The 22,284-nt window shown below is 52.8% G+C and carries 19 protein-coding genes; 8 read left to right on the top strand and 11 right to left on the bottom strand.

Annotated elements, in window-relative coordinates:
• Complete coding sequence (locus tag HNQ92_RS06625; RefSeq protein ID WP_184172423.1) at window positions 1-1,368, top strand: sensor histidine kinase; 1,368 nt, start codon at window positions 1-3, stop codon at window positions 1,366-1,368.
• 296 nt (window positions 1,369-1,664) lie between these two features.
• On the opposite strand, the gene HNQ92_RS06630 is transcribed toward HNQ92_RS06625, so the two are convergent.
• From HNQ92_RS06630 to HNQ92_RS06640, 3 genes are all read right to left on the bottom strand, one after another.
• Entirely contained in the window at window positions 1,665-2,411 is a 747-nt protein-coding gene (locus HNQ92_RS06630) for an acyl-CoA desaturase (RefSeq protein ID WP_184172425.1), read from the bottom strand.
• Window positions 2,412-2,488: 77 nt separating this feature from the next.
• Entirely contained in the window at window positions 2,489-3,151 is a 663-nt protein-coding gene (locus tag HNQ92_RS06635) for a DUF4159 domain-containing protein (RefSeq protein ID WP_184172427.1), read from the bottom strand.
• Between the two features lie 51 nt (window positions 3,152-3,202).
• The gene (locus HNQ92_RS06640) at window positions 3,203-3,937 is read right to left on the bottom strand and encodes an RsmE family RNA methyltransferase (protein ID WP_184172429.1); all 735 of its coding nucleotides are present in this window, start codon (window positions 3,935-3,937) and stop codon (window positions 3,203-3,205) included.
• A 447-nt stretch (window positions 3,938-4,384) separates the two neighbouring features.
• On the opposite strand from HNQ92_RS06640, the gene HNQ92_RS06645 reads away from it, so the two are divergent.
• Complete coding sequence (locus tag HNQ92_RS06645; protein WP_184172431.1) at window positions 4,385-5,398, top strand: glutamine synthetase beta-grasp domain-containing protein; 1,014 nt, start codon at window positions 4,385-4,387, stop codon at window positions 5,396-5,398.
• A 111-nt stretch (window positions 5,399-5,509) separates the two neighbouring features.
• Here the strand turns inward: HNQ92_RS06645 and HNQ92_RS06650 are convergent, their stop codons facing one another.
• Both HNQ92_RS06650 and HNQ92_RS06655 read right to left on the bottom strand, forming a co-directional pair.
• Window positions 5,510-6,061, bottom strand: coding sequence for a hypothetical protein (locus HNQ92_RS06650; protein ID WP_184172433.1), 552 nt, complete (start codon window positions 6,059-6,061; stop codon window positions 5,510-5,512).
• 287 nt (window positions 6,062-6,348) lie between these two features.
• On the bottom strand, window positions 6,349-8,535 hold the full coding sequence (locus tag HNQ92_RS06655; protein ID WP_184172435.1) for a glutamine synthetase III family protein: 2,187 nt from the start codon (window positions 8,533-8,535) through the stop codon (window positions 6,349-6,351).
• 382 nt (window positions 8,536-8,917) lie between these two features.
• Here HNQ92_RS06655 and mtaB point away from each other — a divergent pair, with 382 nt between their 5' ends.
• Together mtaB and HNQ92_RS06665 are read left to right on the top strand one after the other, a co-directional pair.
• Window positions 8,918-10,243 carry a tRNA (N(6)-L-threonylcarbamoyladenosine(37)-C(2))-methylthiotransferase MtaB gene (gene mtaB / locus HNQ92_RS06660; protein ID WP_184172437.1) on the top strand — a complete coding sequence of 442 codons (1,326 nt, stop codon included), beginning with the start codon at window positions 8,918-8,920 and terminating at the stop codon, window positions 10,241-10,243.
• A 133-nt stretch (window positions 10,244-10,376) separates the two neighbouring features.
• Window positions 10,377-11,384, top strand: coding sequence for an MsnO8 family LLM class oxidoreductase (locus tag HNQ92_RS06665; protein ID WP_184172439.1), 1,008 nt, complete (start codon window positions 10,377-10,379; stop codon window positions 11,382-11,384).
• A 135-nt stretch (window positions 11,385-11,519) separates the two neighbouring features.
• Here the strand turns inward: HNQ92_RS06665 and HNQ92_RS06670 are convergent, their stop codons facing one another.
• The 3 genes from HNQ92_RS06670 to HNQ92_RS06680 form a co-directional block, all read right to left on the bottom strand.
• Window positions 11,520-12,839 carry an ammonium transporter gene (locus HNQ92_RS06670; RefSeq protein WP_184172441.1) on the bottom strand — a complete coding sequence of 440 codons (1,320 nt, stop codon included), beginning with the start codon at window positions 12,837-12,839 and terminating at the stop codon, window positions 11,520-11,522.
• Between the two features lie 90 nt (window positions 12,840-12,929).
• Window positions 12,930-14,123: a porin gene (locus tag HNQ92_RS06675; protein WP_184172443.1), complete on the bottom strand. Its 1,194-nt coding sequence runs from the start codon at window positions 14,121-14,123 to the stop codon at window positions 12,930-12,932.
• Between the two features lie 391 nt (window positions 14,124-14,514).
• Window positions 14,515-14,862 carry a 4Fe-4S dicluster domain-containing protein gene (locus tag HNQ92_RS06680; protein ID WP_184172445.1) on the bottom strand — a complete coding sequence of 116 codons (348 nt, stop codon included), beginning with the start codon at window positions 14,860-14,862 and terminating at the stop codon, window positions 14,515-14,517.
• Window positions 14,863-14,991: 129 nt separating this feature from the next.
• Here HNQ92_RS06680 and HNQ92_RS06685 point away from each other — a divergent pair, with 129 nt between their 5' ends.
• Complete coding sequence (locus tag HNQ92_RS06685) at window positions 14,992-16,011, top strand: acyl-CoA reductase (protein WP_184172447.1); 1,020 nt, start codon at window positions 14,992-14,994, stop codon at window positions 16,009-16,011.
• A 145-nt stretch (window positions 16,012-16,156) separates the two neighbouring features.
• On the opposite strand, the gene HNQ92_RS06690 is transcribed toward HNQ92_RS06685, so the two are convergent.
• From HNQ92_RS06690 to HNQ92_RS06700, 3 genes are all read right to left on the bottom strand, one after another.
• Window positions 16,157-16,498: a hypothetical protein gene (locus tag HNQ92_RS06690; RefSeq protein ID WP_221307399.1), complete on the bottom strand. Its 342-nt coding sequence runs from the start codon at window positions 16,496-16,498 to the stop codon at window positions 16,157-16,159.
• A gap of 355 nt (window positions 16,499-16,853) precedes the next feature.
• Window positions 16,854-17,696, bottom strand: a complete 843-nt coding sequence (locus HNQ92_RS06695; protein ID WP_184172451.1) for an alpha/beta hydrolase — start codon at window positions 17,694-17,696, stop codon at window positions 16,854-16,856.
• A 129-nt stretch (window positions 17,697-17,825) separates the two neighbouring features.
• Complete coding sequence (locus tag HNQ92_RS06700; RefSeq protein ID WP_184172453.1) at window positions 17,826-19,151, bottom strand: carboxypeptidase-like regulatory domain-containing protein; 1,326 nt, start codon at window positions 19,149-19,151, stop codon at window positions 17,826-17,828.
• Between the two features lie 29 nt (window positions 19,152-19,180).
• Here HNQ92_RS06700 and HNQ92_RS06705 point away from each other — a divergent pair, with 29 nt between their 5' ends.
• The 3 genes from HNQ92_RS06705 to HNQ92_RS06715 are packed head-to-tail and all read left to right on the top strand — an operon-like array spanning window position 19,181 to window position 22,250.
• On the top strand, window positions 19,181-19,888 hold the full coding sequence (locus HNQ92_RS06705) for an esterase family protein (RefSeq protein ID WP_184172455.1): 708 nt from the start codon (window positions 19,181-19,183) through the stop codon (window positions 19,886-19,888).
• 51 nt (window positions 19,889-19,939) lie between these two features.
• The gene (locus HNQ92_RS06710; protein ID WP_184172457.1) at window positions 19,940-21,124 is read left to right on the top strand and encodes an ATP-grasp domain-containing protein; all 1,185 of its coding nucleotides are present in this window, start codon (window positions 19,940-19,942) and stop codon (window positions 21,122-21,124) included.
• A 25-nt stretch (window positions 21,125-21,149) separates the two neighbouring features.
• Complete coding sequence (locus tag HNQ92_RS06715; RefSeq protein WP_184172459.1) at window positions 21,150-22,250, top strand: carboxylate-amine ligase; 1,101 nt, start codon at window positions 21,150-21,152, stop codon at window positions 22,248-22,250.
• The last annotated feature ends 34 nt before the right edge of the window (window positions 22,251-22,284 follow it).

The raw sequence follows: 22,284 nt of genomic DNA on the forward strand, positions 1-22,284 counted from the left end.
ATGCAAATCCGCACCCGACTTACGGTTCAGTTTACCCTGTTGGTGAGCGGCATCTTGCTCGTTTCCTTTCTGGCCATTTACTACCTTTCTTTTATCAATATCAACGAAGACTTTTACGTTCGGTTACGGCAGAAAGCCATCTCCACGGCCGAGCTGCTGCTCCGGGTAAGGCAGGTAGATACCGAGCTGATGAAGATCCTGGACAAATCCAGCCGCGACCTTATTTATAATGAAAACATTCTGATTTTTGACGAAAAAAACCGTCTCATTTACGCAAATACCAATACTCCGGCCATCCTGGTCTCCAATTTCTGGCTCGATGAGGTTCGGAAAGCCGGACAAATCAGCTACACCGACGGCGATTATAAGGTAGTTGGGATCACGTATAAGTACTCCTTTAACCGGGTGGTGGTGTTGCTGGGCGCGCAGGATTTGTACGGACAGATTAATCTCGACAACCTCCGTGCGCTGCTGGCGTCTCTGTATGTGGTGGTCACGGCCATCGTAGCCTTGGCAGGATGGTTTTTCTCCAAACGCGCCCTCCTGCCCATTTCTAAAGTCATGAACGAAGTAGAGGGTATCTTGCCCCAGAAGCTGGATACACGCCTGGAGGTACCCAACCAAAAGGATGAGATCGGTCGGCTCACCACGACCTTTAACAACTTGCTCGACCGCATCGAGAATGCTTTCCGGATGCAGAAAACCTTCGTGGCCAACGTGTCGCACGAGTTGAAAAACCCCCTCACCAAAATGAGCTCGCAGCTGGAGGTAAGCCTCCTTAAGGAGCGGTCGGCCCAGGAATACCAAAGTACCCTGAGCTCGGTGCTGGAAGACATTAAGGAGCTGTCCCAGCTCTCCAACTCGCTGCTCGAGCTGGCCAAGGTGAGCGAAGACCGCCGCGACGCACTGACCGAAATCGTACGGGTAGACGAGCTGCTTTGGGACGCCCGTACGACGCTCGTCCAGGCCAACCAGCAGTACCGCATTCAGCTCAACCTCGACGACTTGCCCGAAGACGACACCTGGCTCGAAGTACTGGCCAACCCTACCCTACTCAAGACGGCTTTTCTGAACCTCATGGAAAACGCCTGCAAGTTTTCGGACGATGCTTCGGTGCAGGTCAATTTAAATGCGACGAAGGAAAAGGTGGAGCTTCGGTTTTCGGACAACGGCAAGGGAATACCCGAGCAAGACCAAACGCTCATTTTCCAACCCTTCTACCGCGGGGTCAATACCGCCAACGACAAAGGGTACGGCATTGGCCTGTCCCTGGTTGAGCGCATCGTGAAGCTACACCAAGGTACCGTGAAGATTGACCCGCGGTCTGGGATAGGAACTACCTTCGTGCTTACTTTTTTTCAAAACTAAGCAACTTTTAACGCTATTTTAACGCCATTCTAAGGACTAGGAAGGTACTTTGTACCTAGTAGAAGGTACTTCCGATAAAACCCAGTTTTACGCTGGGCACGAGCCATGCTACTTCCCGATCCGATTTTCAATTTTTGTGGTGTTAATAAGCAAACTTGGCAGATGTCATCCACATCTGCCAAAGTTTTTTGGTAGGTACCTAAGGTATTCACTCAGCCCAAAACCCTAAAATAAAGAACGCCCCCGGCAGATGTCGGGGGCGTTCTTTAAGGAAGGTACTTTATTAAAGGTACCTTTTATTCCTTTTTCCGAACCTCGATGATTTTCAGTTTGCTCAGGAGCTTAATCACGGGGTAGGTAGGATCAAACTCAAACCACTGGGAGCCGAAGTTCAGGGAGTTGGGCCGCTTGTGGTGGTTGTTCTGGAAAAGCTCGCCCATCATCAGGAAATCGACAATCAGGGAATTTTTGGACTTATCGTTGTTGTCAAAGTTCTGGTACCCGTACTTGTGGCCGCTCCAGTTCACGATGGCACCGTGGATGGGTCCCATCAGGAAATGAATGGGTAGCAGCAGGAAAAACACCCAGTGCATATCCAGGTAAACGTAAGCCAGGACGTAAAAAACGGCGTACAGGATGCCCCATCCTAACCTCGACACCCACGAATCACCCAGCTTTTCGATCAGACGCCACTCGGGGTAGTTGCGGTCAAACTGGGTTTCTACGGCCCGTTTCCGGTTCAGTACTGCATTATAAATATCTTTAGTTTCCCACATCATCGTAAACACATTTTTGGTGTGGTGCGGGGAATGGGGATCGCGCTCGGTGTCGCTAAAGGCGTGGTGCATCCGGTGAAGAATGGCGTAGGCGCGCGGGCTGAGATAGGAAGATCCCTGAGAGATGTAGGTCAACAGGTAGAAAAATCGCTCCCAGAACTTGTTCATCCTGAACATTTTGTGGGCTGAGTAACGATGCAAAAAGAATGTTTGGCAAAAAAGGGACAGGTACCAGTGACCTACAAAAGCGGCAATAACGGCGTACATGGGCGTTTCTTAAAATTAACTTAAACTATATAATATCCTACAAAAATAGCAGTAATGTATTACTAAACAAGCCTGGCCTACAAGGTAGTCATGGCGTAGTCCAATAAATTGGCTCCCATGCGCAGGGCCTGCTGGCGCAGCTCCTCGGGGTTATTATAAACACTCTGGTCTTCCCAGCCGTTGCCCAGATCGCACTCGTACGAATAGAAACATACCAACCTACCCTGCCAAATTAGCCCAAAGCCCTGGGGCGTTTGGCCCTCGTGCTCGTGCACTTTCGGTAGTCCGTTCGGAAACTTAAATTTCTGGTGGTAGATGGGATGGCTGTAGGGAAGCTCCACGAACGAGAGCTCCGGGAAAACCTTTTTCATTTCCCGACGAATAAAAGGGTCCAGGCCGTAGTTGTCATCGACGTGCAGAAATCCGCCGGATAGCAGGTAGTTGCGCAGGTTTTTGGCTTCCGCCTCGGTAAAGACTACATTGCCGTGCCCCGTCATGTGCACAAACGGGTAGGAAAACAATTCGGGGCTTCCTACTTCCACGATGTCCTCCACCGGGGAAATATTCATCCGGAGCTGTGCATTCGCAAACCGGATCAGGTTGGGCAGGGAGGTTTTGTTGGCGTACCAATCGCCGCCGCCGCCGTATTTCAGCTTGGCAATCTTAAACGAGGACTGCCCGTACGTCAGGCTGGTGACGCCCAAAAAAAGGAGCAGGTATAAATAGGATGTTCTTCTCATGCTAATAGGCATACAAGCCAGGCAGGGAAATTGTTTTAACTATATAAAGTATTAGGTCAAATTGGCCAAATGAACCGCGTGGCAAGCCAGTACGGCCGCCGTTTCGGTGCGGAGCCGACTCTCGCCCAAGGATACGGACTTAAAGCCGTTCCCCAGCGCCAGGGCTATTTCCTCCGGTGAGAAATCACCTTCGGGGCCAATCAATACCGCGGAAGTACCCCCGGCTTGTACCTGCCGGAGCAAATGGTCGGGTTTTTCCGTATCGGTAACGTACGCAATGAACTGATTATTTTCCGAGCCTCTCAGCGAGCCACTCTCCGAGAGGTTCCTCACAAAATCCGCGTAGCGTTGGTGCAACAAAATCCGCGGCTTAAAAACCTGCTGCGACTGTTTCATGGCCGACACCGCGATTCGCTCCAGGCGGCTGAGGTTCACTACCCGGTTGAAGCTCTCCAGGTGCGTGTGCTCCGACACAAAGAAGTGGATCTCGTCGACGCCCTGCTCCGTCATTTTCTCGACCATCCACTCGTTTCGTTCGAGCTTACGGGTTGGGGCAATGGCCATGACGATCCGGTAGGGCCTTGGCGTGGTGGCTAGCTGCTTCTCTACTACATATATCACTTTCTTGTCGGTGACGGTAGTTAGCCTACATTCGGCCTGCGCTCCTTTTCCGTCCGTAACCCGGATGGTAGTTCCGGGTGCCAACCGAAGTACCCTGGCGCAGTGGTGTGCTTCGTCGCCGGTTAGTACGGACTGAGCATTATCGGGTTGGTAAAAAAGATGCATACAAAAAAAATCAATCGGGGCTGCTCATCATGAAACGGAAGGTACCTTGAGAGCATGTTGCCAAGGTACCTTCCGTTAGCCGCCTCCAAATTACAAAAACAATCCATTCCTGCAAGTCCGGGCGCACCCGCTTCACACCCGTATGGTACGAATAGCATTTGAAACGTATTTTTTTGAATTTTTTACTTTTTTGGTCAAAGGATGGTAAAAAGTAACTATAATAATTATTAGTTAGTAGAATATTACTTCGAATACTCCAAAAAACGAAACCTGTTCCAGTTTGATAAAAATATCACAGATAAAACACAAAATAGTACTATAAGCCCAACTTTATAGAACTATTTTTTATTTTTTGTTCGATAATATTTTATAAAATTAACTAGATGCACTATTATTGTATTGCAATACGTAACAAGTCATTTAACACCTTCTTTTTTTAGTACCATTATGGCAAAAGCTAAACTTGAGTACATATGGCTGGATGGATATAAGCCAACTCAGAGCCTTCGGAGTAAAACTAAAATTGAAAATGATTTCAGTGGAAAACTGGAAGACTGCGGCATGTGGTCGTTCGATGGTTCTTCCACCGAGCAGGCTCCCGGCGGGTCGTCTGACTGTCTTCTGAAGCCTGTCTACATCTGTTCGGATCCCCAAAGAAAGAACGGGTACTTGGTGATGTGTGAAGTATTGAATGCGGATGGCACGCCCCACGAGTCAAACGGACGGGCTACCATCGAAGATGATGACAATGATTTTTGGTTTGGCTTTGAGCAGGAATATTTCCTGTGGGATCCCGAAACGAACCGCCCTATGGGCTTCCCGGCCAACGGCTACCCCGCTCCGCAAGGCCCGTACTATTGCTCGGTGGGTGCCAATAATGCCTTCGGACGCGAAATTGTAGAAGAGCACCTGGACGTTTGTCTGGACGCTGGCCTGAACGTGGAAGGGATCAACGCCGAAGTAGCCGCCGGACAGTGGGAATTCCAGATTTTTGCTAAAGGTGCCGCCGAAGCCGGCGACCAGATCTGGATTGCCCGTTACCTGCTCGAACGCATCGGTGAGAAGTACGGAGTTGCTATCAATTGGCACTGCAAGCCACTGGGCGCTACCGATTGGAACGGCTCGGGTATGCACGCTAACTTCTCGAATACCACCTTGAGAACAGCTGGTAACAAAGAAACCTACGACATCATTTGCCAGTCGTTTGCTCCTTACGTGGCCGAGCACATCGCCGTCTACGGTGCTGACAACCACCTGCGCCTCACGGGCAAGCACGAAACGCAGTCGATCGATCAGTTTAGCTACGGTATTTCGGACCGCGGTGCTTCCATCCGCATCCCCATCGCTACCGTAGACCGCGGCTGGAAAGGCTGGCTGGAAGATCGTCGTCCTAACTCGGCCGCCGACCCCTACAAAGTAGCTGCCCGGATTATCAAAACCGTAAAAACGGCCCAAGTTTAGGCTGAACGAACCAATCATACAATACCAAAAAGGCCTTCGGAAATTTCCGAAGGCCTTTTTGATGGGTATTTGGTACTTTTACAAAGTACCTGGCTAGGTACCTGTGAGCAACTAGTCGTCCTCCTCTTCGCTGGAAAAAGAATAGACGCCCGGATCCAGCTGCAGCCGATCGGCGTTGAAGAGCGCGATGAAATCATCAATGACTTTCTCCGTAATTTCGGTTTTATTCAAGCCAACCTCGAGCCCCACGCCGTATTCAAACGTTTTGTCAATCTCCACGTGCTCACTCACCTTCACTTCTTCATTTTCCTCAATCTCTTCGATGTACTCCGTCAGCAAGGTTTCTACCTCTTCGTCCATGTCCGGGTCTTCCACGTAGTCAATGGTTCGTTCGTCGGGCGATACGTATTTAGGGTAAAGCTTCTGAGCCCGCTCCAGGGCCAGGTCATACACCAGGGTGGCGTGGTGGAGCCGCAACGTATACAACAAGGCGTCGTAAATCACTTCCCTGGTCTGGAAGTACCCTACGAACTGAACATGCGCGTGCTCATTATTTCCCTCCTCGTCTTCAAACTCGTCTTCCACGTAAATAAAGTTTCGGCTTTCGGCCTTGCACTCCCGTTTTAGCTGGGCGATTTCTTCTGGATCAAATCCGGGATTCATAGTTGGACTAGTTTCTGAATGGATGTTAGATAATTTGTTCGTTACGGACACATTTCACAAAAGTAATAGCAATTTTTGGTCCTCCAATAGCTTCGGCGGCAAGGCTTCGTCTGAACGAAACACCACTTCGACTTGAAAATAAGTGTTCTGCCGGAATATACCTACATCTTTTGATTTAAATCACAACAAGGTACCTCCGTAAGTACCTCGGCGGTGCGCTGTAAACCTGGACTTCGCAGCTCGTAAAAGAGCAAAACCCACATCGAGGTGCGGGTTTTGGGGGGTACTTATTTGATAAATAGCATTTCCCGGTACTTCACCAAAGGCCAATCTTCGTCGTCGATCAGGAGCTCCAGCTTATCGACGTGGTACCTGATCTTGTCAAAGTAATCTTTGACTTCTTCCGTATACAGCCGGGCGCGCTCGGTGGAGTCAGGAATATTGTTGGCCCGCTTGCGGCTTTCTACCATTTCGTACACCAATCGCTTGATCACCACCACGTGATCCGAAATATCCTTGATGATTTCCTTGATCGGTGCGGCTTCGTCTACCATCTCCAGGTCGGTGAGCGAACGGGCCGTTTGGGCCAGCTTAAACTGGTACTTGACGCAGGTCGAAACCACGTGGTTGAGCGCCAGGTCACCAATCACCCGCGATTCGATCTGAATGCGCTTGATGTAATTTTCCAACTCAATCTCGTAGCGGGCGTGCAATTCGCGCCGGGTAAGTACCTCAATGCTCTCGAACGTCTCAATGGCCGCGGGGCTTACGTACTCGCGGAGTGCTTCGTAGGTGGTCGCGATGTTGGAAAGTCCGCGGCTGGCGGCTTCCTGCACCCACTCTTCCGAGTAGCCATTGCCTTCAAAAAGAATCTTTTTAGAATCGAGGTAGTACTGCTTCAAAATTTCTACCACCGCAATTTTCTTCTCTTCACCCCGGCTCAGGCGCTCATCCAGCTCCTTTTTGAAGGCCAGTAGTTGCTTGGCCACGATGGAGTTCAGCACGATCATGGGTGAGGCGCTGTTGGCGCTGCCGCCCACGGCCCGGTACTCAAACTTATTGCCCGTAAAGGCAAAAGGAGACGTCCGGTTGCGGTCGGTGTTGTCCCGAAGCAGGTTGGGTATACGATTGATTCCCAGTTTATAATAGAAATTCTCTCCTTTCTCGACGGTAATTTCACCCCGGCTTACCAGCTCTTCGAGCATCTTGGTGAGGTCGGCCCCCAGGAAAACCGATACTATGGCCGGTGGCGCTTCGTTGGCGCCCAGGCGGTGCTCGTTGCCGGCCGAGGCAATCGAAGCCCGCAGCAGATCCGCGTGGTCATGCACGGCCTTGATGACATTGACCAGGAACGTCAAAAAGCGCAGGTTTTCCTTTGGCTTGGTCGTGGGGGCCAGTAGGTTGATGCCCGTATCGGTCGACATCGACCAGTTGTTGTGCTTGCCGCTGCCGTTGATGCCCGCAAAGGGTTTCTCGTGAAAAAGTACCTTGAAATTATGCTTCTCGGCAATCTTTTGCATCAGGTCCATGAGCAGGGCGTTGTGATCCACGGCCAGGTTGATTTCCTCAAAGGTAGGGGCACACTCAAACTGTCCCGGTGCTACCTCGTTGTGCCGGGTCCGGACGGGAATGCCTAGTTTCAGGGCTTCAAACTCAAAATCAACCATGAAGGCGTTGACCCGCGGTGAGATAGAACCGAAGTAGTGGTCTTCCAGCTGCTGGCCGCGCGCGGGGCTGTGCCCAAAAACCGTCCGGCTGGACATCACCAGGTCAGGGCGGGCGTAGTACAGAGCTTTGTCTACCAGAAAATACTCCTGCTCCACCCCGAGCGTGGCCGTCACCTTAGACACATCCCGGTTGAAGTACTGGCACACCGCGGTGGCCGCTTTGTCGAGCATGTTGATGGCGCGCAGCAGCGGTGCTTTATAATCTAGCGCCTCGCCGGTGTAGGAAATAAAAACCGAAGGAATGCAGAGGGTTTTTCCACCCGCGCCGTTGTCCATCAAAAAGGCCGGTGAGCTCGGGTCCCAGCCGGTATAGCCACGGGCTTCGAAGGTAGCCCGCAGGCCACCGCTCGGAAAGGAAGAGGCGTCGGGCTCTTGCTGCACCAGAGCACTTCCTTTGAATTTTTCAAGCGCCTTGCCGTTGCTGCTGAGGTCAAAAAAAGCGTCGTGCTTCTCGGCGGTGGTACCCGTCAAAGGTTGAAACCAGTGCGTGTAGTGCGTGGCTCCTTTCGAAATGGCCCACGACTTCATGGCGGTGGCTACCTCTTCGGCTACCTCCCGGTCAATGTTCGAGCCGGAACGAATGGCATTGGAAATTTTTATGTAGGCTTCCGGCGACAGCAGCCCCCGCATGACCTCCTCGTTGAAGGTGTTGATGCCGTACAACTCAGTGATTTTTTCGGGAGGGGGGGCCAGGTGCAGGGCCAGGCGGCTCTGTGCTACTTCAATGGCTTTGGAACGAAACGTCATGGTTTAAATAAAATAAGATATAAATGAATCGGAGAAACGTAATTAGACCCAAAAGTGGGATTAACCCGCGGCCTACTTATAGTCAATACTAACTATCGCGCTGCAAGTACTGAAAAATATAGAATACTTATGAGCTACTCCTAAACGATTTTTCAGCAACCTCACTCTTTTGCAAGGTACATGATTATATCTATTCCCACCTCTGCGCACTACACCCAGCCAATCCGCCAGGGTACTTGGGCCTTTGGCGCGAACAGGCACGAAACCCGGAAAGGTACCTGCTACGGCTATTGTTACTGAAAACCCCCATAGAACCAAAGGCGGCATGTGTTGTAATCCTGACGTGATTATTCGTAAATTTGCGGGATATTTTTACTTGGAAATGAAGAAAGTAGCATTTTATACCCTAGGCTGTAAGCTGAATTATTCCGAAACTTCTTCGCTGTCCCGTCTCTTTGAAGAGAAAGGGTACCGAAAGGTAGAATTTCACGAGCAACCAGATATTTTTATTATTAATACCTGCTCCGTCACCGAAAACGCCGACAAAAAGTGCAGGAAGATTGTGCGGGAAGCGCAGCAGATCAACCCCGACGGCTACGTGGCCATCGTAGGCTGCTACGCCCAGTTGAAGCCCCGCGAGATTGCCGAAATACCGGGCGTAGACGCCGTACTGGGTGCCGCCGAGAAATTCAGGCTGGTGGAGCTGCTGGGTACTTTCGAGAAAGTACCTTCCGCGGCCAGGGCCCGCGTGCTGGCCTCGCCCATTGAGGAAGCACTCGAATACCACGTATCCTACTCCCTCAACGACCGCACGCGTACCTTCCTGAAAGTGCAAGACGGCTGCGATTATCCCTGCGTATACTGTACCATTCCGCTGGCGCGCGGCAAAAGCCGCTCGGGTACCATTGCCAGCGTGGTGCAGTCGGCGCGGGACATTGCGGAGCGGGGTGTGAAAGAGATTGTGCTCACGGGCGTTAACATCGGCGATTTTGGCATACAGGCGGGCGAACGAAAAGAGCATTTTCTGGACTTGATCAAAGCGCTGGACCAGGTGGAAGGCATCGCCCGCTTTCGGATTTCTTCCATCGAGCCTAATTTGCTCACCAACGAAATCATCGCCTTTGTGGCGCAGTCGCAGCGTTTTGTGCCGCATTTTCACATACCTCTGCAGTCGGGTTCCAACCGCATCCTGGGGCTGATGCGCCGCCGGTACCGCCGCGAACTCTACACCGACCGGGTGCAGCAGATCAAAGCCCTGATGCCGCACGCCTGCATTGGCGTGGACGTGATCGTGGGCCATCCCGGCGAAACGCCCGACGATTTTTTGGATACCTACCACTTCCTCAACGACCTGGACGTGTCGTACCTGCACGTATTTACCTACTCTGAGCGGGCCAATACCGCCGCGCTGGACATTCGTCCCGTGGTACCCAAAGCCGAACGGGCCGAGCGTTCGCGGATGCTTCACAGCCTCTCGGAAAAGAAGAAAAGGTACTTCTATGAGCAGCAGCAGGGTACCTCAGCCCTTGTGCTTTTTGAAGACTACGTACAGGATGGCCTCATGCAGGGCTTTACCGAAAACTACGTGCGGGTGGTGGCCAAGTACGATCCCCTGCTGGTCAATGAAACCAAGGCGTTATACCTAACCCACCTCAACGAGCACGGGCTCATGGAAGTATCCGAGCCGGAAGAAGTACTTGCGCATTGATTTAAAGGTACTTTCCAAGGGTACTTTCTTTCAGGAGAATTAAGACGCAAAAGTACCTCCAATAAAAAAACGCCCGTTTGCAACCCGCCAGCGGGCGTTTGGTGTTCTGAAAGGAACTACCTACTTACCGTCCATGAAATTATCCATTGTCGATTTATCCACCGTGCTACCCGGAGAAACCCGGCACGATGCCTTTTTGCACAGCATTGAAGTAGCGCAGCTGGCCGAGCAGCTGGGCTTCGAGCGCGTATGGGTGGCCGAGCACCACGGCAGTGCCTCCATTGCGGGCCGCGCACCGGAGGTACTGATCGCTACCCTGGCCGCCCACACCTCCACGATACGCCTTGGCTCCGGCTCGGTATTGCTCAATCATTACAGTCCTTTCAAAGTAGCCGAGGTGTTCTGCACGTTGAACGAACTCTATCCGGGCCGCATCGACCTGGGAGCCGGACGAGCCACCACGGGGCCGGTACTTGACTTCGCCCTCCAGCAAGACCGTGAAAAACAATTTCGGAGCGACTCGAACCAGCAGCTAGCCGAGCTGGTGGCCTGGCTCGAAAACAGCTTTCCCGAAGACCACCCCTTTGCCCGTAGCCCGTTGCATACCATGCGCCCCCTCCCCCAGCTTCACCTGCTGGGATCAAGTACCTGGAGCGCTTCGGCCGCGGCACAGCTGGGGCTGCGCTACGTATTCGCCGGTTTTATCAACCAGCAGGCTACGCCCGAAATCATACAGCAGTACCGGGATCATTTCCGACCCGCCGACGGTGAAGCGGGCATTCAACAACCCGAAGTACGACTGGCGGTACACGTGGTGTGCGCCGATTCGGAAGCGGAAGCGCGTCGGCAGATTGCCCCCGTGCACGTGATGTACCGCAACCTGTCGCGGGGAAATATCAATGCCCCCATCCTGGACCCGGATAGCGCCGTGGATGCTTTGGGGGGCCTGCCTCCCCTGGAAAGGTACCTGCCCGGTTCGGGTATTCCGCCCAAATTCCTGGCCGGTACTCCGGAGCAAGTGCATGATCAGCTGGAAGCGCTGACGCGCGATGTGGATGCCCGTGAGCTCATCATCCAGGATCTGATGACCGAGCACCCGGCTCGTCTGCACTCCTATCAATTATTGGCTCAAATGCTTTAAGCTTCTGGCCAGGGTGCTTACTTTATGAAAGTACCTGGCAAAAAAAGACGTTGCCCGCAAAAGCAGGCAACGTCTCGAAGTACAACAAAACCACAGATGTACTGTGGTTTTGCTGGCAAGCAGCAGAGGTTCGTACTAGGCCTCTACCATGAATTCGTCGTGTTGGCTGATATCCAGCCCTACTTTTTCGTCCTCCTCCGATACGCGCATCGGCAGGATCATATCGGTCACTTTGAGCAGAATCCAAGAACCCCCGAAGGCAAACACGGACACACCCACCAGGGCAATCATGTGGTTGAAGAACAGGGTCGTTTCGCCGTAGGCCAGGCCTTGGTCGGTCACGGCGGCGTTGATGCCACTGGTGGCGAAAACACCCGTCATGACCATCCCTACCATACCGCCTACACCGTGGCAAGGGAATACGTCCAGGGTATCGTCCAGGGTAGATTTTGTGCGCAGATGGGCAATGTAGTTGCTGGTAATGGACGCAATGGCTCCGATGAAGATAGACACGGGCACGGTCACGAAGCCAGCGGCGGGCGTAATGGCCACCAAGCCCACTACTGCTCCGATACAGAAGCCCAGCGCGGATACTTTTTTGCCTTTGGCTACGTCAAACAGAATCCAGGCCAAACCTGCGGCTCCAGCGGCGGTGTTGGTAGTGGCAAAAGCCGAAACGGCCAGGGCATTTGCTCCCAAGGCGGAACCGGCGTTGAATCCAAACCAGCCAAACCACAGCAAGCCGGTGCCAAGTAGTACAAAGGGAATGTTGGCCGGAGGCAGTACACTGGCCTCCACGTGCGACTTCCGGCGTTTCAGGTACAGGGCACCCGCCAGGGCCGCCCAACCCGCCGACATGTGTACCACGGTACCGCCCGCGAAGTCAAGTACCCCCATTTTGAACAGGATACCCTCGGGATGCCAGGTCCAGTGGGCCAGCGGCGAGTAGATGAATACGCTGAACAGGATCATGAAGAGCACGTACGAGCGGAAGTTGACGCGCTCGGCCATAGAACCCGTAACGAGGGCGGGCGTAATCACAGCAAATTTGAGTTGAAAGAAAGCAAACAAACCCAACGGAATCGTCCCCATCAAAGGGCCATCCAGGACGCCCCGGAACATAAAGTGAGTCATGGGATTTCCGAATACCCCTCCGATGTCATCGCCGAAGGCCAGGCTAAAACCTACTACTACCCAGGCTACGCTAATGACGCCCATGGCGATGAAACTCTGTAGCATGGTTGAAATAACGTTCTTCGTATTCACCATTCCGCCGTAAAAATACGCCAGACCGGGGGTCATCAACAATACGAAAGCAGAAGCGACTATCATCCAGGCGGTATCGCCCGTGTCAAGCCCTTCGGTGACGATCTGACTGGGGACCGAAGGAATGAACACCCCCAGAAGGCTCACTGCCAACAGAATCAGAAGAGGAATGTAGTTAGGTTTTTGCATAATTTCAGGATGGTTTTGGTTGTACTTACTTTGTATTACTTAATTAAATAGAGGGTGGTTAAGAAGATGGATGGGTGCTACACTGTAGCTTTAGAACTTGTAAATGAACGCCATGCCTAATGTGGTTTGGCTATTCTTGGTGAAGCGGCCGTCGGCGTCTTCGAATTGCTGGAATTCACCACCACCGCCAATTTTAGGATAGCTGTCGAGACGAATCTCCGGCTTCAACAGGATGTGTCCGTCGGCCAGGGTAAAATTGCCCGTCAGGGTGTAGGAGTTTACGTAAGTACCATCACCCCGGCCGTCTACTAAACCACGTACGCCGCTTGAGTTGTTAAAATGCTCGTAGCGAGCTCCGATTCCGAAAATATCCGTCAGGGCCAGGTTGGCGTAAACGGCAGCACCACCCCAGGTTTTGCTCGTAGAAGGACCGCCACCACCTTGGAAATCGCCTTTTTGCGCCCCGTAAGCGGCGTTCAAACCCAACAAGAATTTCTCAGTAATTTGGTAGCTGGTCGTCAAGTCAAGTACCCGGTAGAAAGCTTTGTCGGCGGGTACGGAAGGTACGGCTTCGCTGGCTTCGTTGCTATTGATAAAGTTCAGGTACACGCTCCAGTCTTCTACGGGAGCAAAGAAAAGCTGGCTGATAAACCCTTTTTGACGGTTGTTATCACCGAGGCCATCCACGTTGTTCACCACACCCAGCATCAACGAGGCGCGATCCGAGAAAGCGTAGGTGGCTTTCAGACCCGTGTGGTAGAAAGGACCGTTGTTGAAGAGGTTCGAAAGTGAGTAGTTAAAGTTGACGGGAGCGTCAATCACCTCGTAGCCAATGTGGGTACCAAACTGACCGGCCGTCATCGAGAACTTATCGGTGAAGTTGTAGGTAAAATAAGCTTGCTTGATGATTAGAGAGCTGCTGGAACCACCAAAGAGCTCGGCGTTTCCGTAGTTGCCCAAATCGGCGTTGGGTCCAAACGTCAGATCCACTACGGCCTCTGACTTGGCGTTGGTGTAGGCCACCCGCGCCTGGGCCAGTCCCAGCTGGAATTGTCCCGAAACCTGATCAAACACGCGGGCGTTGGCTACGCCCATGTTGGAGCGGGAAGCGGGCCGGTTAAAATTGCCGATGTAGTAGGAGTCCAGGTAACCCGAGAAAGAAAACGCGCCTTTTTGCTCGTCTTCCTCTTTAGTGTCCTCGGCTTTTTTTACTTCTTCTACACCTTCTTTCTTGTCGTTCTTCTTGTCTTCCTCCTTAGCAAAACCCAAAAAAGGCACAAGCATAGATAATACTGTAAAATAAATTTTCTTCATAATATTATTTTGTTAAGATGGATAGATGGGTTACTATATTTTCTTTGGCAAAGATTAACTATTTATGGTTATTATCAAATACTCTGCTACTTGAAATGGTTAGAATTCACTAATATTCATGGAAAATTTAAATTTTATGTTTTAAATTTAAAACGAAATGACAGATTTTAAATAAATTTACTAATAAATAATATTCTGCAATACGATAGAAAGTCAGAATATTTATTCAAAGATTTGATCTTCTACAACCGGAGGGTTTATCATTATAGTTATAGAGCCGCGCTACCAGATGCGGAGTATAGGGCACAAAAAAAGCCCGCTGTTTCAGCGGGCTGGCAAAGTCTAATAAGCTACAGATCCATTATTCGGCGTGCAGCCAGGATTTTTTCGCTAGTAAAGTTTCTTCCTCTTCTTCGTGATCCGGGTCCGGTACGCAGCAGTCCACCGGGCATACCGCCGCGCACTGTGGCTCTTCGTGAAAACCCATACACTCGGTACATTTATCGGAAACAATATAGTAGAATTCGTCGGATACAGGTACTTGTTTAGCTTTTCCACTCACGATAGTCCCGTCGCCGAAGTCCACTTCGTCGAGGCTCGTGCCATCTCCCCAGGTCCATTCTACCCCACCTTCGTAAATTGCGGTATTAGGGCATTCCGGCTCACAAGCACCACAATTGATGCATTCGTCGGTTATCATTATAGCCATGGTCGTCGGATTGTTTATATTTGTTCGACATTCACTAGTATTAATCAACAAATATAACTATTTATAGTTTCAAGGCAATCAGAAAATTGCTAAGAAGTTTTCTGTATAATTTTTCCATAAATTAGTAGTATGATACCCAGAACCCAACGATATAAAGCTTTTGCCCAGCTCGGAGAACTCCTTTTGTCGCCCGACTTTGAACCCGAACTCGACTATTTGGCCCAACGCACCCACCACACCAACACCTGGTTTACGACCGAAAACGTGCTGCATTCCCTGCGCGCCCTTGCCCGCGAGTACCTCGACGCCGACAAACTAGCCGCCTGGGCCGATACGTACCCCGAGCCCGCGCAAAACCGAAAGATTGGCGTGGTGATGGCGGGCAACGTACCGGCGGTGGGTTTTCACGATGCCCTGTCGGTGCTGATCAGCGGGCACGTGCTGCTGGCCAAGCTCAGCCAGGACGACCGGATACTTATACCAGCTCTGCTCGCGGAACTGGTCCGGATCGAGCCCGCCTTCCAGCCGTACGTGCAATTTGTGGAGCGGCTCAACGACGCCGACGCGTTCATTGCCACCGGCAGCGACAACAGCGCGAGGTACTTTGAGTACTATTTTTCCAAGAAGCCAAACATCATCCGTAAAAACCGGGTTTCCGTGGGGGTACTTACAGGGCACGAAAGCCAGGAAGAGCTCCTGGCGCTGGGACACGATGTTTTGCAGTACTACGGCCTGGGCTGCCGCAACATAGCCAAGCTGTACCTACCGGTTGGGTACGATTTTTCAACTTTTTACGAGGCCATCGAGCCCCTCCGCGACTACTGCTTGAACCACCACAAGTACTTTAATAACTACGAGTACAATAAGTCGATCCTGCTCGTGAACGGCACGCCCCACCTGGACAACGGCTTCCTGCTCCTGACCGAAAACCCCAGCCCGGTGTCGCCGCTGGCGGTACTTTACTACGAAACCTACAAATCCTTGGGGGACGTGCAGCAGCTACTGGAACAAAACGCCGAAAAAACGCAGTGCGTGGTAAGTACCTCGCCGGAGCTCTCCCAGGCGCTACCACCCGGCACCGCCCAGCAGCCCGGCCTTTTCAACTACGCCGACGGAGTGGACACGATGGCTTTTTTGAGTAGTTTGTAATAAAAAAGCCACAATGGAATTGCCACAATGGAATTGCCACAATGGAATTGCCTCTATCCCAGGCCCTTTCTCCGGCGCAGGAAAGGAATTTATAAGGTACTTTTGAAAAAGTACTCCAAAACCCTATGCCCTTAGCCCCTACCTACTACTCGAGCGCGTAGCGGATTTTTGGGCTTTTAAGTCTGGCTTGCAGGACTAAGGCCAGGTAGTTCAGGTAAGCAAAAGAACGGGCTGATCCCGTCAGTACCGAGTTGCAGGAAGTACCCAAAGAAGTACCTGCCTGATCAAATGAATTTCCGCGGAGGCTGACTTCTCCGTCCTTGAGCTGTACGCTTAATTGCATGTCGTAATTGGGCGTAAGCGTGAAGATTTCGGTAGTCAGGACGTAGCTGCTACTATCTGTTTTTGCCAGCGGTTTTCCTTCGGCAGCCAGAATTTGCTGTACCACGCGGTAGGTTTCGAGGTCCGACAAGGGCGTATCAACCAAAATAACGTTAGCCCCGGTAAACGCCTTTTCTGATTTCCGAGGGTGACCTTGTCCGTGGGAAAGGGTAGTCCAAAAACACATGAAAATCAAAAGCATTCGCATGAGCACGCTTGGCTACTTGTTGAAAAAAAATAAATGTGGGGGTACTTTTTTATAGATAAAGTAAATATATAATTAATTTATATATATTAATAAAACTGTAAGAAGAAAGTAATAGTCATCGGGGCAAAGCGGGGCTTGGAGGTACTTATCTAACAATAAAAGTAAACCGAACATCGTAAGAAAGCCTCGTTCTGCGGCGGAGAATGGGAGTTTCAAGGTACTTTTAGATAAAAGTACCTTGAAGCCCGATACCCTACGCGCCAGGCCCCTGGCCCGGAAACGCCCAGCGCAAAAAATCGGGAAGTACCCTACCCCAGGTTGCGGGATTGTGCTCGCCGCCGGGTACCTCCAGGTACTTGACGTCACGGCCCCAGCGGTACCCTTGGCGTTCCAGCTCGGCAATGCAGTCCAGCGTATCGGCGATGGAGTCGATGACGCCGTCCCCGTCGCGGTCGTCGGTTTCGTCCAGGGTACCTACCTGAAACCAGCACTTTAGCTCAGGCCGGGTACTTGCTTCCCGGATCTGGCGGTGCATGATCCGGTCCTGGTCGTCGTAGCCGTTATCCAGGGCGCGGGAGCGCCACCAGAGGGCGCCGGAAAATACGGCCACCCGCGAAAAGTACTGAGGGTTGTTCCAGGCCAAATCCAGGGCCATGAGCCCGCCCAGCGAGCAGCCCGCCACGGCGCGCTGCTCGCGCTGGGTACTTACGCAGAAGTGAGTTTCCAGAAAAGGGAGCAATTCTTCAAGCACAAACTGGGTATGGGCGGCGGCTCTATTACCGCGCTGGGCGTAGTCGGGCTGGTGGGCCGTGCCGTACTCATAAATACGGTCGTGGTTGGCGTGGGTACCTACCACGATCAGCGGCTCCACGGCCTGCTCTTGATAAAGTACCTGTAGCGTTTCGGCCAGGCCCAGCGCCGGAAAATCCTGCCCGTCGTGGACGAGGAGCAAGGGGTACTTACGCGCCGAGGCGTCGTACCCCGGCGGCAGCAGGACCGTCAGCGTGACTTCCCGTCCCAGGTGCCGGGAAGATACCTGGTGGGTAACTGACTGAACCGAAGGAAACGCGCCGAAGGAGGTAAAGGTAGAATTCAATAGAGGTTATGACGAACAGGTACCTCTTGCTAGGTACCTGACTTTCGCTTTTTTTGGTTGAAATAATAGCCAAGTAAAGAAAATAAGGTTGGCTTACCAACTGCTAAGGTACCTAAAGCGCAAAATTCACTAAGGTACCTGCGGGTCTGGCCGGTAATCAAAGGGCAGCGAGTAGCTTACTTTCTCCCAGCCCCAGTAGCCTTCCACAAAAACCCCGAGCGGTGGATTGAACTCCCCCAGCTCATCCAGCTGCACCCACTCGGTTTGGAGTGAAAGTACGGATGTTTGGAAAGTAGGACGGCGCGTCGGCCCAGGCCCGCTCGTGGAATGTATGTAGCTAAATTCCTCTTTTTCACCGGTATACACCACCTGAAAGTACCCCTCGAAGGCCATCCGAACGCCGCTGCTGTCGCGCTGGAGGTAGTTTTGGTAGGGTACTTTGGCGGTGTCGAGTCGCTCAAGTACCTCGGGCAGATTGGCTTTAGATAAGGTTACTTTAATGGGATCATCCTCAGGTACCTGGTCGTAGTCGCCCCGCGCGCGCAGCTGTGCGCGGGCTTGCTCAAAGGCTTCCGGGCTGGGCCGATCGGGGTTAGGCATTCGGATCAGGCGGCGGAGGTTGAAGCCCTCTTCTTCCAGTCGCTGCTGGCGCAGCGCCCGCACAAAATGCATGGTGGAGCCATGGTAGGCCGTAAGGCGATTACGCTCCCAGCGGCGTTGCTGGCGGGCGTTGCCTGTGATGAGCTCGTAGCGCGGGTACCCCAGGTAGGAGATGAAGCGCTCACGCGTAAGGTACTCAAATCCCACCAACAAGTAGCTGATCTTGTAGCCCAGGGCGAGGTTTTCGATCTGAATGGCGTCTTTCGCTTCTACTTTCAAAGTACCCGTTTCCGGATCAAACACAATGATAAGTACCTCCGGATTCAGGATTTTGCATTGGCGGGCCAGGTCGCCCCGCCCCAGGAAGTTTTCCTTAAAAACCTCCAGATTCCGGTACCATTCCTGATCGCGCTTGGCTTTCACCGTGATCCCCTTCAGGGCGTAATCTTTGGGAGCTAGTTTAAATAAGAACGAAGCCGGAAGTTCGTTGACATCCAGCGCATAGATGATCGGCTCGTAGCCCACCATCGACACCACCAGCTCGTACTTGCCCGCCACCCGGGCCGGGATCGAAAAGTCTCCCTTCTCGTTGGTGAGGGTACCTATAGTAGTGGTATTGAGGTACACCGACACAAACTCCAGCGGCTGATTGGTGGTGCCGTCGATGACTTTCCCCCGGATCGTAGCCTGCTGCGCCACCACCTGCGGGCTGGCGAAGTACCCCATCATGGCTACCGCAAGTACCCTCCGGAGCCAGCGTCCGTTATTTTTCGGGTACGTCAGCGTCAACCTCGGGCCAAAACCCGTTCGAGAAACCCGATTTGCTTCTTTGGTTTTGTTTTGTATCTTTCCCAACCTGTTTTTTAATAAATCCTGCTACGCTTTTGCAAGAACAATACGTTAAATACTACTCGCACCACCTCGACCGCGACGTCGAGATGCTGGTTTACGGTCATTGGGGGTACCCGATCCTGCTTTTCCCGACTACGCTGGGGCGTCATTACCAAGCCAAAGATATGGGTTTGATTGAATCCGTACGAGGGTTGATCGAAGCAGGTACCTTCAAGATTTACTGCGTCGACTCCATCGACGCCGACTCCTGGTACGCCAAGCACCTCCCTCCGCCCCTGCGCGTGCTCAACCACATGCAGTACGATAAGTTTTTAACTAATGAATTAGTTCCCAAAATTCAACAAGAATGCGCCGTAGCAAAAATTGGTGTGGCCGGCTGTAGCTTTGGCGGGTACCACGCTTTCAATTTTGCCTTCCGGCACCCGGAGCAGGTGGCGTACCTGCTCAGCCTGAGCGGTGCTTTTGATATGCGCAGCTTTCTGGAGGGCCATTACGACGACAACGTGTACTTCAACAACCCCGTGGACTACGTACCCAACGAGCAGGGCTGGCGCTACGGCCACATGAAAATTGTGCTTGGCACCGCCGAATGGGACATCTGCTACGACGCCAACCTGCGCATGTCGGGCATCTTGAGCGGTAAGGGCATCGACCACTGGCTCGACGTACGCGGCTGGCAAAAGCACGACTGGCCGCTCTGGCACCAGATGTTTCCCGACTACCTTGCCCGCGTTTTTTAAAATTCAATTTAAAAAATACTTTACCAACAACTCCCAAAATACCCCTTGTTTATGAAAAAGATTGGCATACTTCACGGCATGGAAAATACCTTCCCGCAGGCTTTTGTGGAGCGGGTGAACAGCAAAGGTGAAAAGGACATTGTGGCCGAGGCCGTGTCCATCGACCAGGTGGTGCAGGCCAAACCCACCGACTACGCCGTCATCATCGACCGGATCTCGCAGGATGTACCTTTCTATAGAGCCTACCTGAAAAATGCCGCCCTTTGCGGCACGGCCGTGATCAACAACCCCTTTTGGTGGAGCGCCGACGAAAAGTTTTTCAACAACTGCCTGGCCGAGCAAATTGGCGTACCGGTACCCAAAACGGTTCTTTTGCCCTCGCACGAGCGCCCCACCGACACCGGCGAAACCTCCTTCCGGAACCTGGCTTTCCCGCTGGCCTGGGAGGCGATGTTTGAGTATGTAGGCTTTCCGGCCTACATGAAACCCCACGCCGGGGGCGGCTGGAAGAGCGTGTACCAGGTCAACGACCCGCAGGACCTCTGGAACAAGCACGGCGAAACCGGCCAGCTGGTGATGATGCTGCAGGAAGAAATCAAGTTCGAAGACTACTTCCGCTGCTACTGCATTGGCCAGAAGGACGTGCGCATCATGCCCTACGAGCCCCGCAATCCGCACCACCTGCGCTACGCCGCCGAAATGAAAGCCACCGGTCCGGCCGCCGAAAAGCTGCTGGCCACCATCCACGACTACGTGCTGCGGCTCAACCTGGCGCTGGGCTACGACTTCAATACCGTGGAATTTGCCGTGCGCGACGGCATCCCCATCGCCATCGACTTCTGTAACCCCGCCCCGGACGCCGACGTGTACTCCGTGGGCCACGACAACTTTGAATGGGTGGTGGAAACGGCGGCCAACATGGCCATCGAGCGCGCTAAAAAGCAGCAACCCGGAAAAAACAACCTGACCTGGGGTACTTTTGTGCGCGATGCCGCCTTCGGCAACCCCAACGCGGAGCAGACACCCGAAGTACCCGCCCCGGCCCAAAAGCCCAAAGCCGCCAAGCCCACGGTGGTTGGCAAAGAACCTAAAGCTGCCCCGCCAGTGCCCGTCAGCAAAGTACCCAAGGCCGCCAAAGTACCTCAGGAACCCATTTCGGCCGTGGCCGGAACGCCCATTCCCGAAGTCCCCCCCGCTCCTAAAAAAGCACCGGCCAAAGCCCCTAAAAAGAAGTGATGGTTTTTACCCTAACGCTACCGCTATGAATACCTTCACCCTGGGAATTGAAGAAGAATTCCAGACCATCGACCCGGTTACCCGCAACCTCCGCTCGCACATGTCGAAGCTGGTGGAAGGCGGGAAAATTACCTTAAAAGAACGCGTAAAGGCCGAAATGCACCAGGCGGTGGTGGAGGTAGGTACCAACATTTGCCACAACATTCACGAAGCGCGCGAGGAAGTAACCTACCTGCGCAAGATGATCCTGGACCTGGCCCGCGACCAGGACCTGCAGGTGGCCGCGGCGGGTACCCATCCCTTTGCCGACTGGGTCGATCAGCTCATTACGGAAGATCCGCGCTACGACGAGCTCATCGACGAAATGCGCGACGTGGCGCGGGGCAACCTCATCTTTGGCCTGCACGTGCATGTGGGCATCGAAAACCGCAACGAGGCCATCCAGATCATGAACGCCGTACGGTACTTTCTGCCGCACGTCTACGCACTCTCGACCAACTCGCCCTTCTGGTGCGGGCGCAACACGGGCTTCAAATCCTACCGCTCCAAGGTATTCGACAAATTTCCGCGCACGGGCATTCCCGATTTTTTTGCTTCGGCCAACGAGTACGACGAGTACGTGAAGCTGCTCGTAAAAACCAAGTGCATCGACAACGGCAAGAAAATCTGGTGGGATATCCGGGTCCATCCGTTTTTTAACACCGTCGAGTTCCGGATCTGTGACGTACCCATGCGCGTCGAGGAAACCCTCTGCCTGGCGGCGGTGATGCAAGCGCTGGTGGCCAAGCTCTACAAGCTCCACAAGCAAAACCTCAACTTCCGCCCCTACCGCCGCATCTTGATCAACGAAAACAAGTGGCGGGCGGCTCGCTACGGCATCCACAGCAAGCTCATCGACTTCGGCAAGCAAGAGGAGGTGGAGTTTAAACTGCTGGCGCAGGAACTGCTGGAGTTCATCGACGACGTAGTGGACGAGCTCGGCAGCCGGAAGGAAGTAGAATACGTGCACCAAATCCTGGAGCACGGTACCGGGGCCGACCGCCAACTGGCGGTTTTTGAAGAAACCAACGACATGAACGCCGTGGTGGATTACATCGTGTCGGAAACTAAGCTGGGCATTTATTAGTTTTGTGAGGATGAAGTACTTTCAAACAAAAGCT

This window comes from Rhabdobacter roseus, from assembly GCF_014202275.1.
In the GTDB taxonomy this organism is placed as follows: Bacteria; Bacteroidota; Bacteroidia; order Cytophagales; family Spirosomataceae; genus Rhabdobacter; species Rhabdobacter roseus.

What these genes read in the sequence shown, in the direction of transcription:
- HNQ92_RS06625 (WP_184172423.1), top strand. Translation starts at nt 1, where the DNA reads ATGCAAATCCGCACCCGACTTACGGTTCAGTTTACCCTGTTGGTGAGC.
- HNQ92_RS06670 (WP_184172441.1), bottom strand. Translation starts at nt 12,839, where the DNA reads ATGCAAAAACCTAACTACATTCCTCTTCTGATTCTGTTGGCAGTGAGC.
- HNQ92_RS06645 (WP_184172431.1), top strand. Translation starts at nt 4,385, where the DNA reads ATGGCAAAAGCTAAACTTGAGTACATATGGCTGGATGGATATAAGCCA.
- HNQ92_RS06650 (WP_184172433.1), bottom strand. Translation starts at nt 6,061, where the DNA reads ATGAATCCCGGATTTGATCCAGAAGAAATCGCCCAGCTAAAACGGGAG.
- HNQ92_RS06715 (WP_184172459.1), top strand. Translation starts at nt 21,150, where the DNA reads ATGAATACCTTCACCCTGGGAATTGAAGAAGAATTCCAGACCATCGAC.
- HNQ92_RS06685 (WP_184172447.1), top strand. Translation starts at nt 14,992, where the DNA reads ATGATACCCAGAACCCAACGATATAAAGCTTTTGCCCAGCTCGGAGAA.
- mtaB (WP_184172437.1), top strand. Translation starts at nt 8,918, where the DNA reads ATGAAGAAAGTAGCATTTTATACCCTAGGCTGTAAGCTGAATTATTCC.
- HNQ92_RS06665 (WP_184172439.1), top strand. Translation starts at nt 10,377, where the DNA reads ATGAAATTATCCATTGTCGATTTATCCACCGTGCTACCCGGAGAAACC.
- HNQ92_RS06630 (WP_184172425.1), bottom strand. Translation starts at nt 2,411, where the DNA reads ATGTACGCCGTTATTGCCGCTTTTGTAGGTCACTGGTACCTGTCCCTT.
- HNQ92_RS06655 (WP_184172435.1), bottom strand. Translation starts at nt 8,535, where the DNA reads ATGACGTTTCGTTCCAAAGCCATTGAAGTAGCACAGAGCCGCCTGGCC.
- HNQ92_RS06635 (WP_184172427.1), bottom strand. Translation starts at nt 3,151, where the DNA reads ATGAGAAGAACATCCTATTTATACCTGCTCCTTTTTTTGGGCGTCACC.
- HNQ92_RS06640 (WP_184172429.1), bottom strand. Translation starts at nt 3,937, where the DNA reads ATGCATCTTTTTTACCAACCCGATAATGCTCAGTCCGTACTAACCGGC.
- HNQ92_RS06675 (WP_184172443.1), bottom strand. Translation starts at nt 14,123, where the DNA reads ATGCTTGTGCCTTTTTTGGGTTTTGCTAAGGAGGAAGACAAGAAGAAC.
- HNQ92_RS06680 (WP_184172445.1), bottom strand. Translation starts at nt 14,862, where the DNA reads ATGGCTATAATGATAACCGACGAATGCATCAATTGTGGTGCTTGTGAG.
- HNQ92_RS06710 (WP_184172457.1), top strand. Translation starts at nt 19,940, where the DNA reads ATGAAAAAGATTGGCATACTTCACGGCATGGAAAATACCTTCCCGCAG.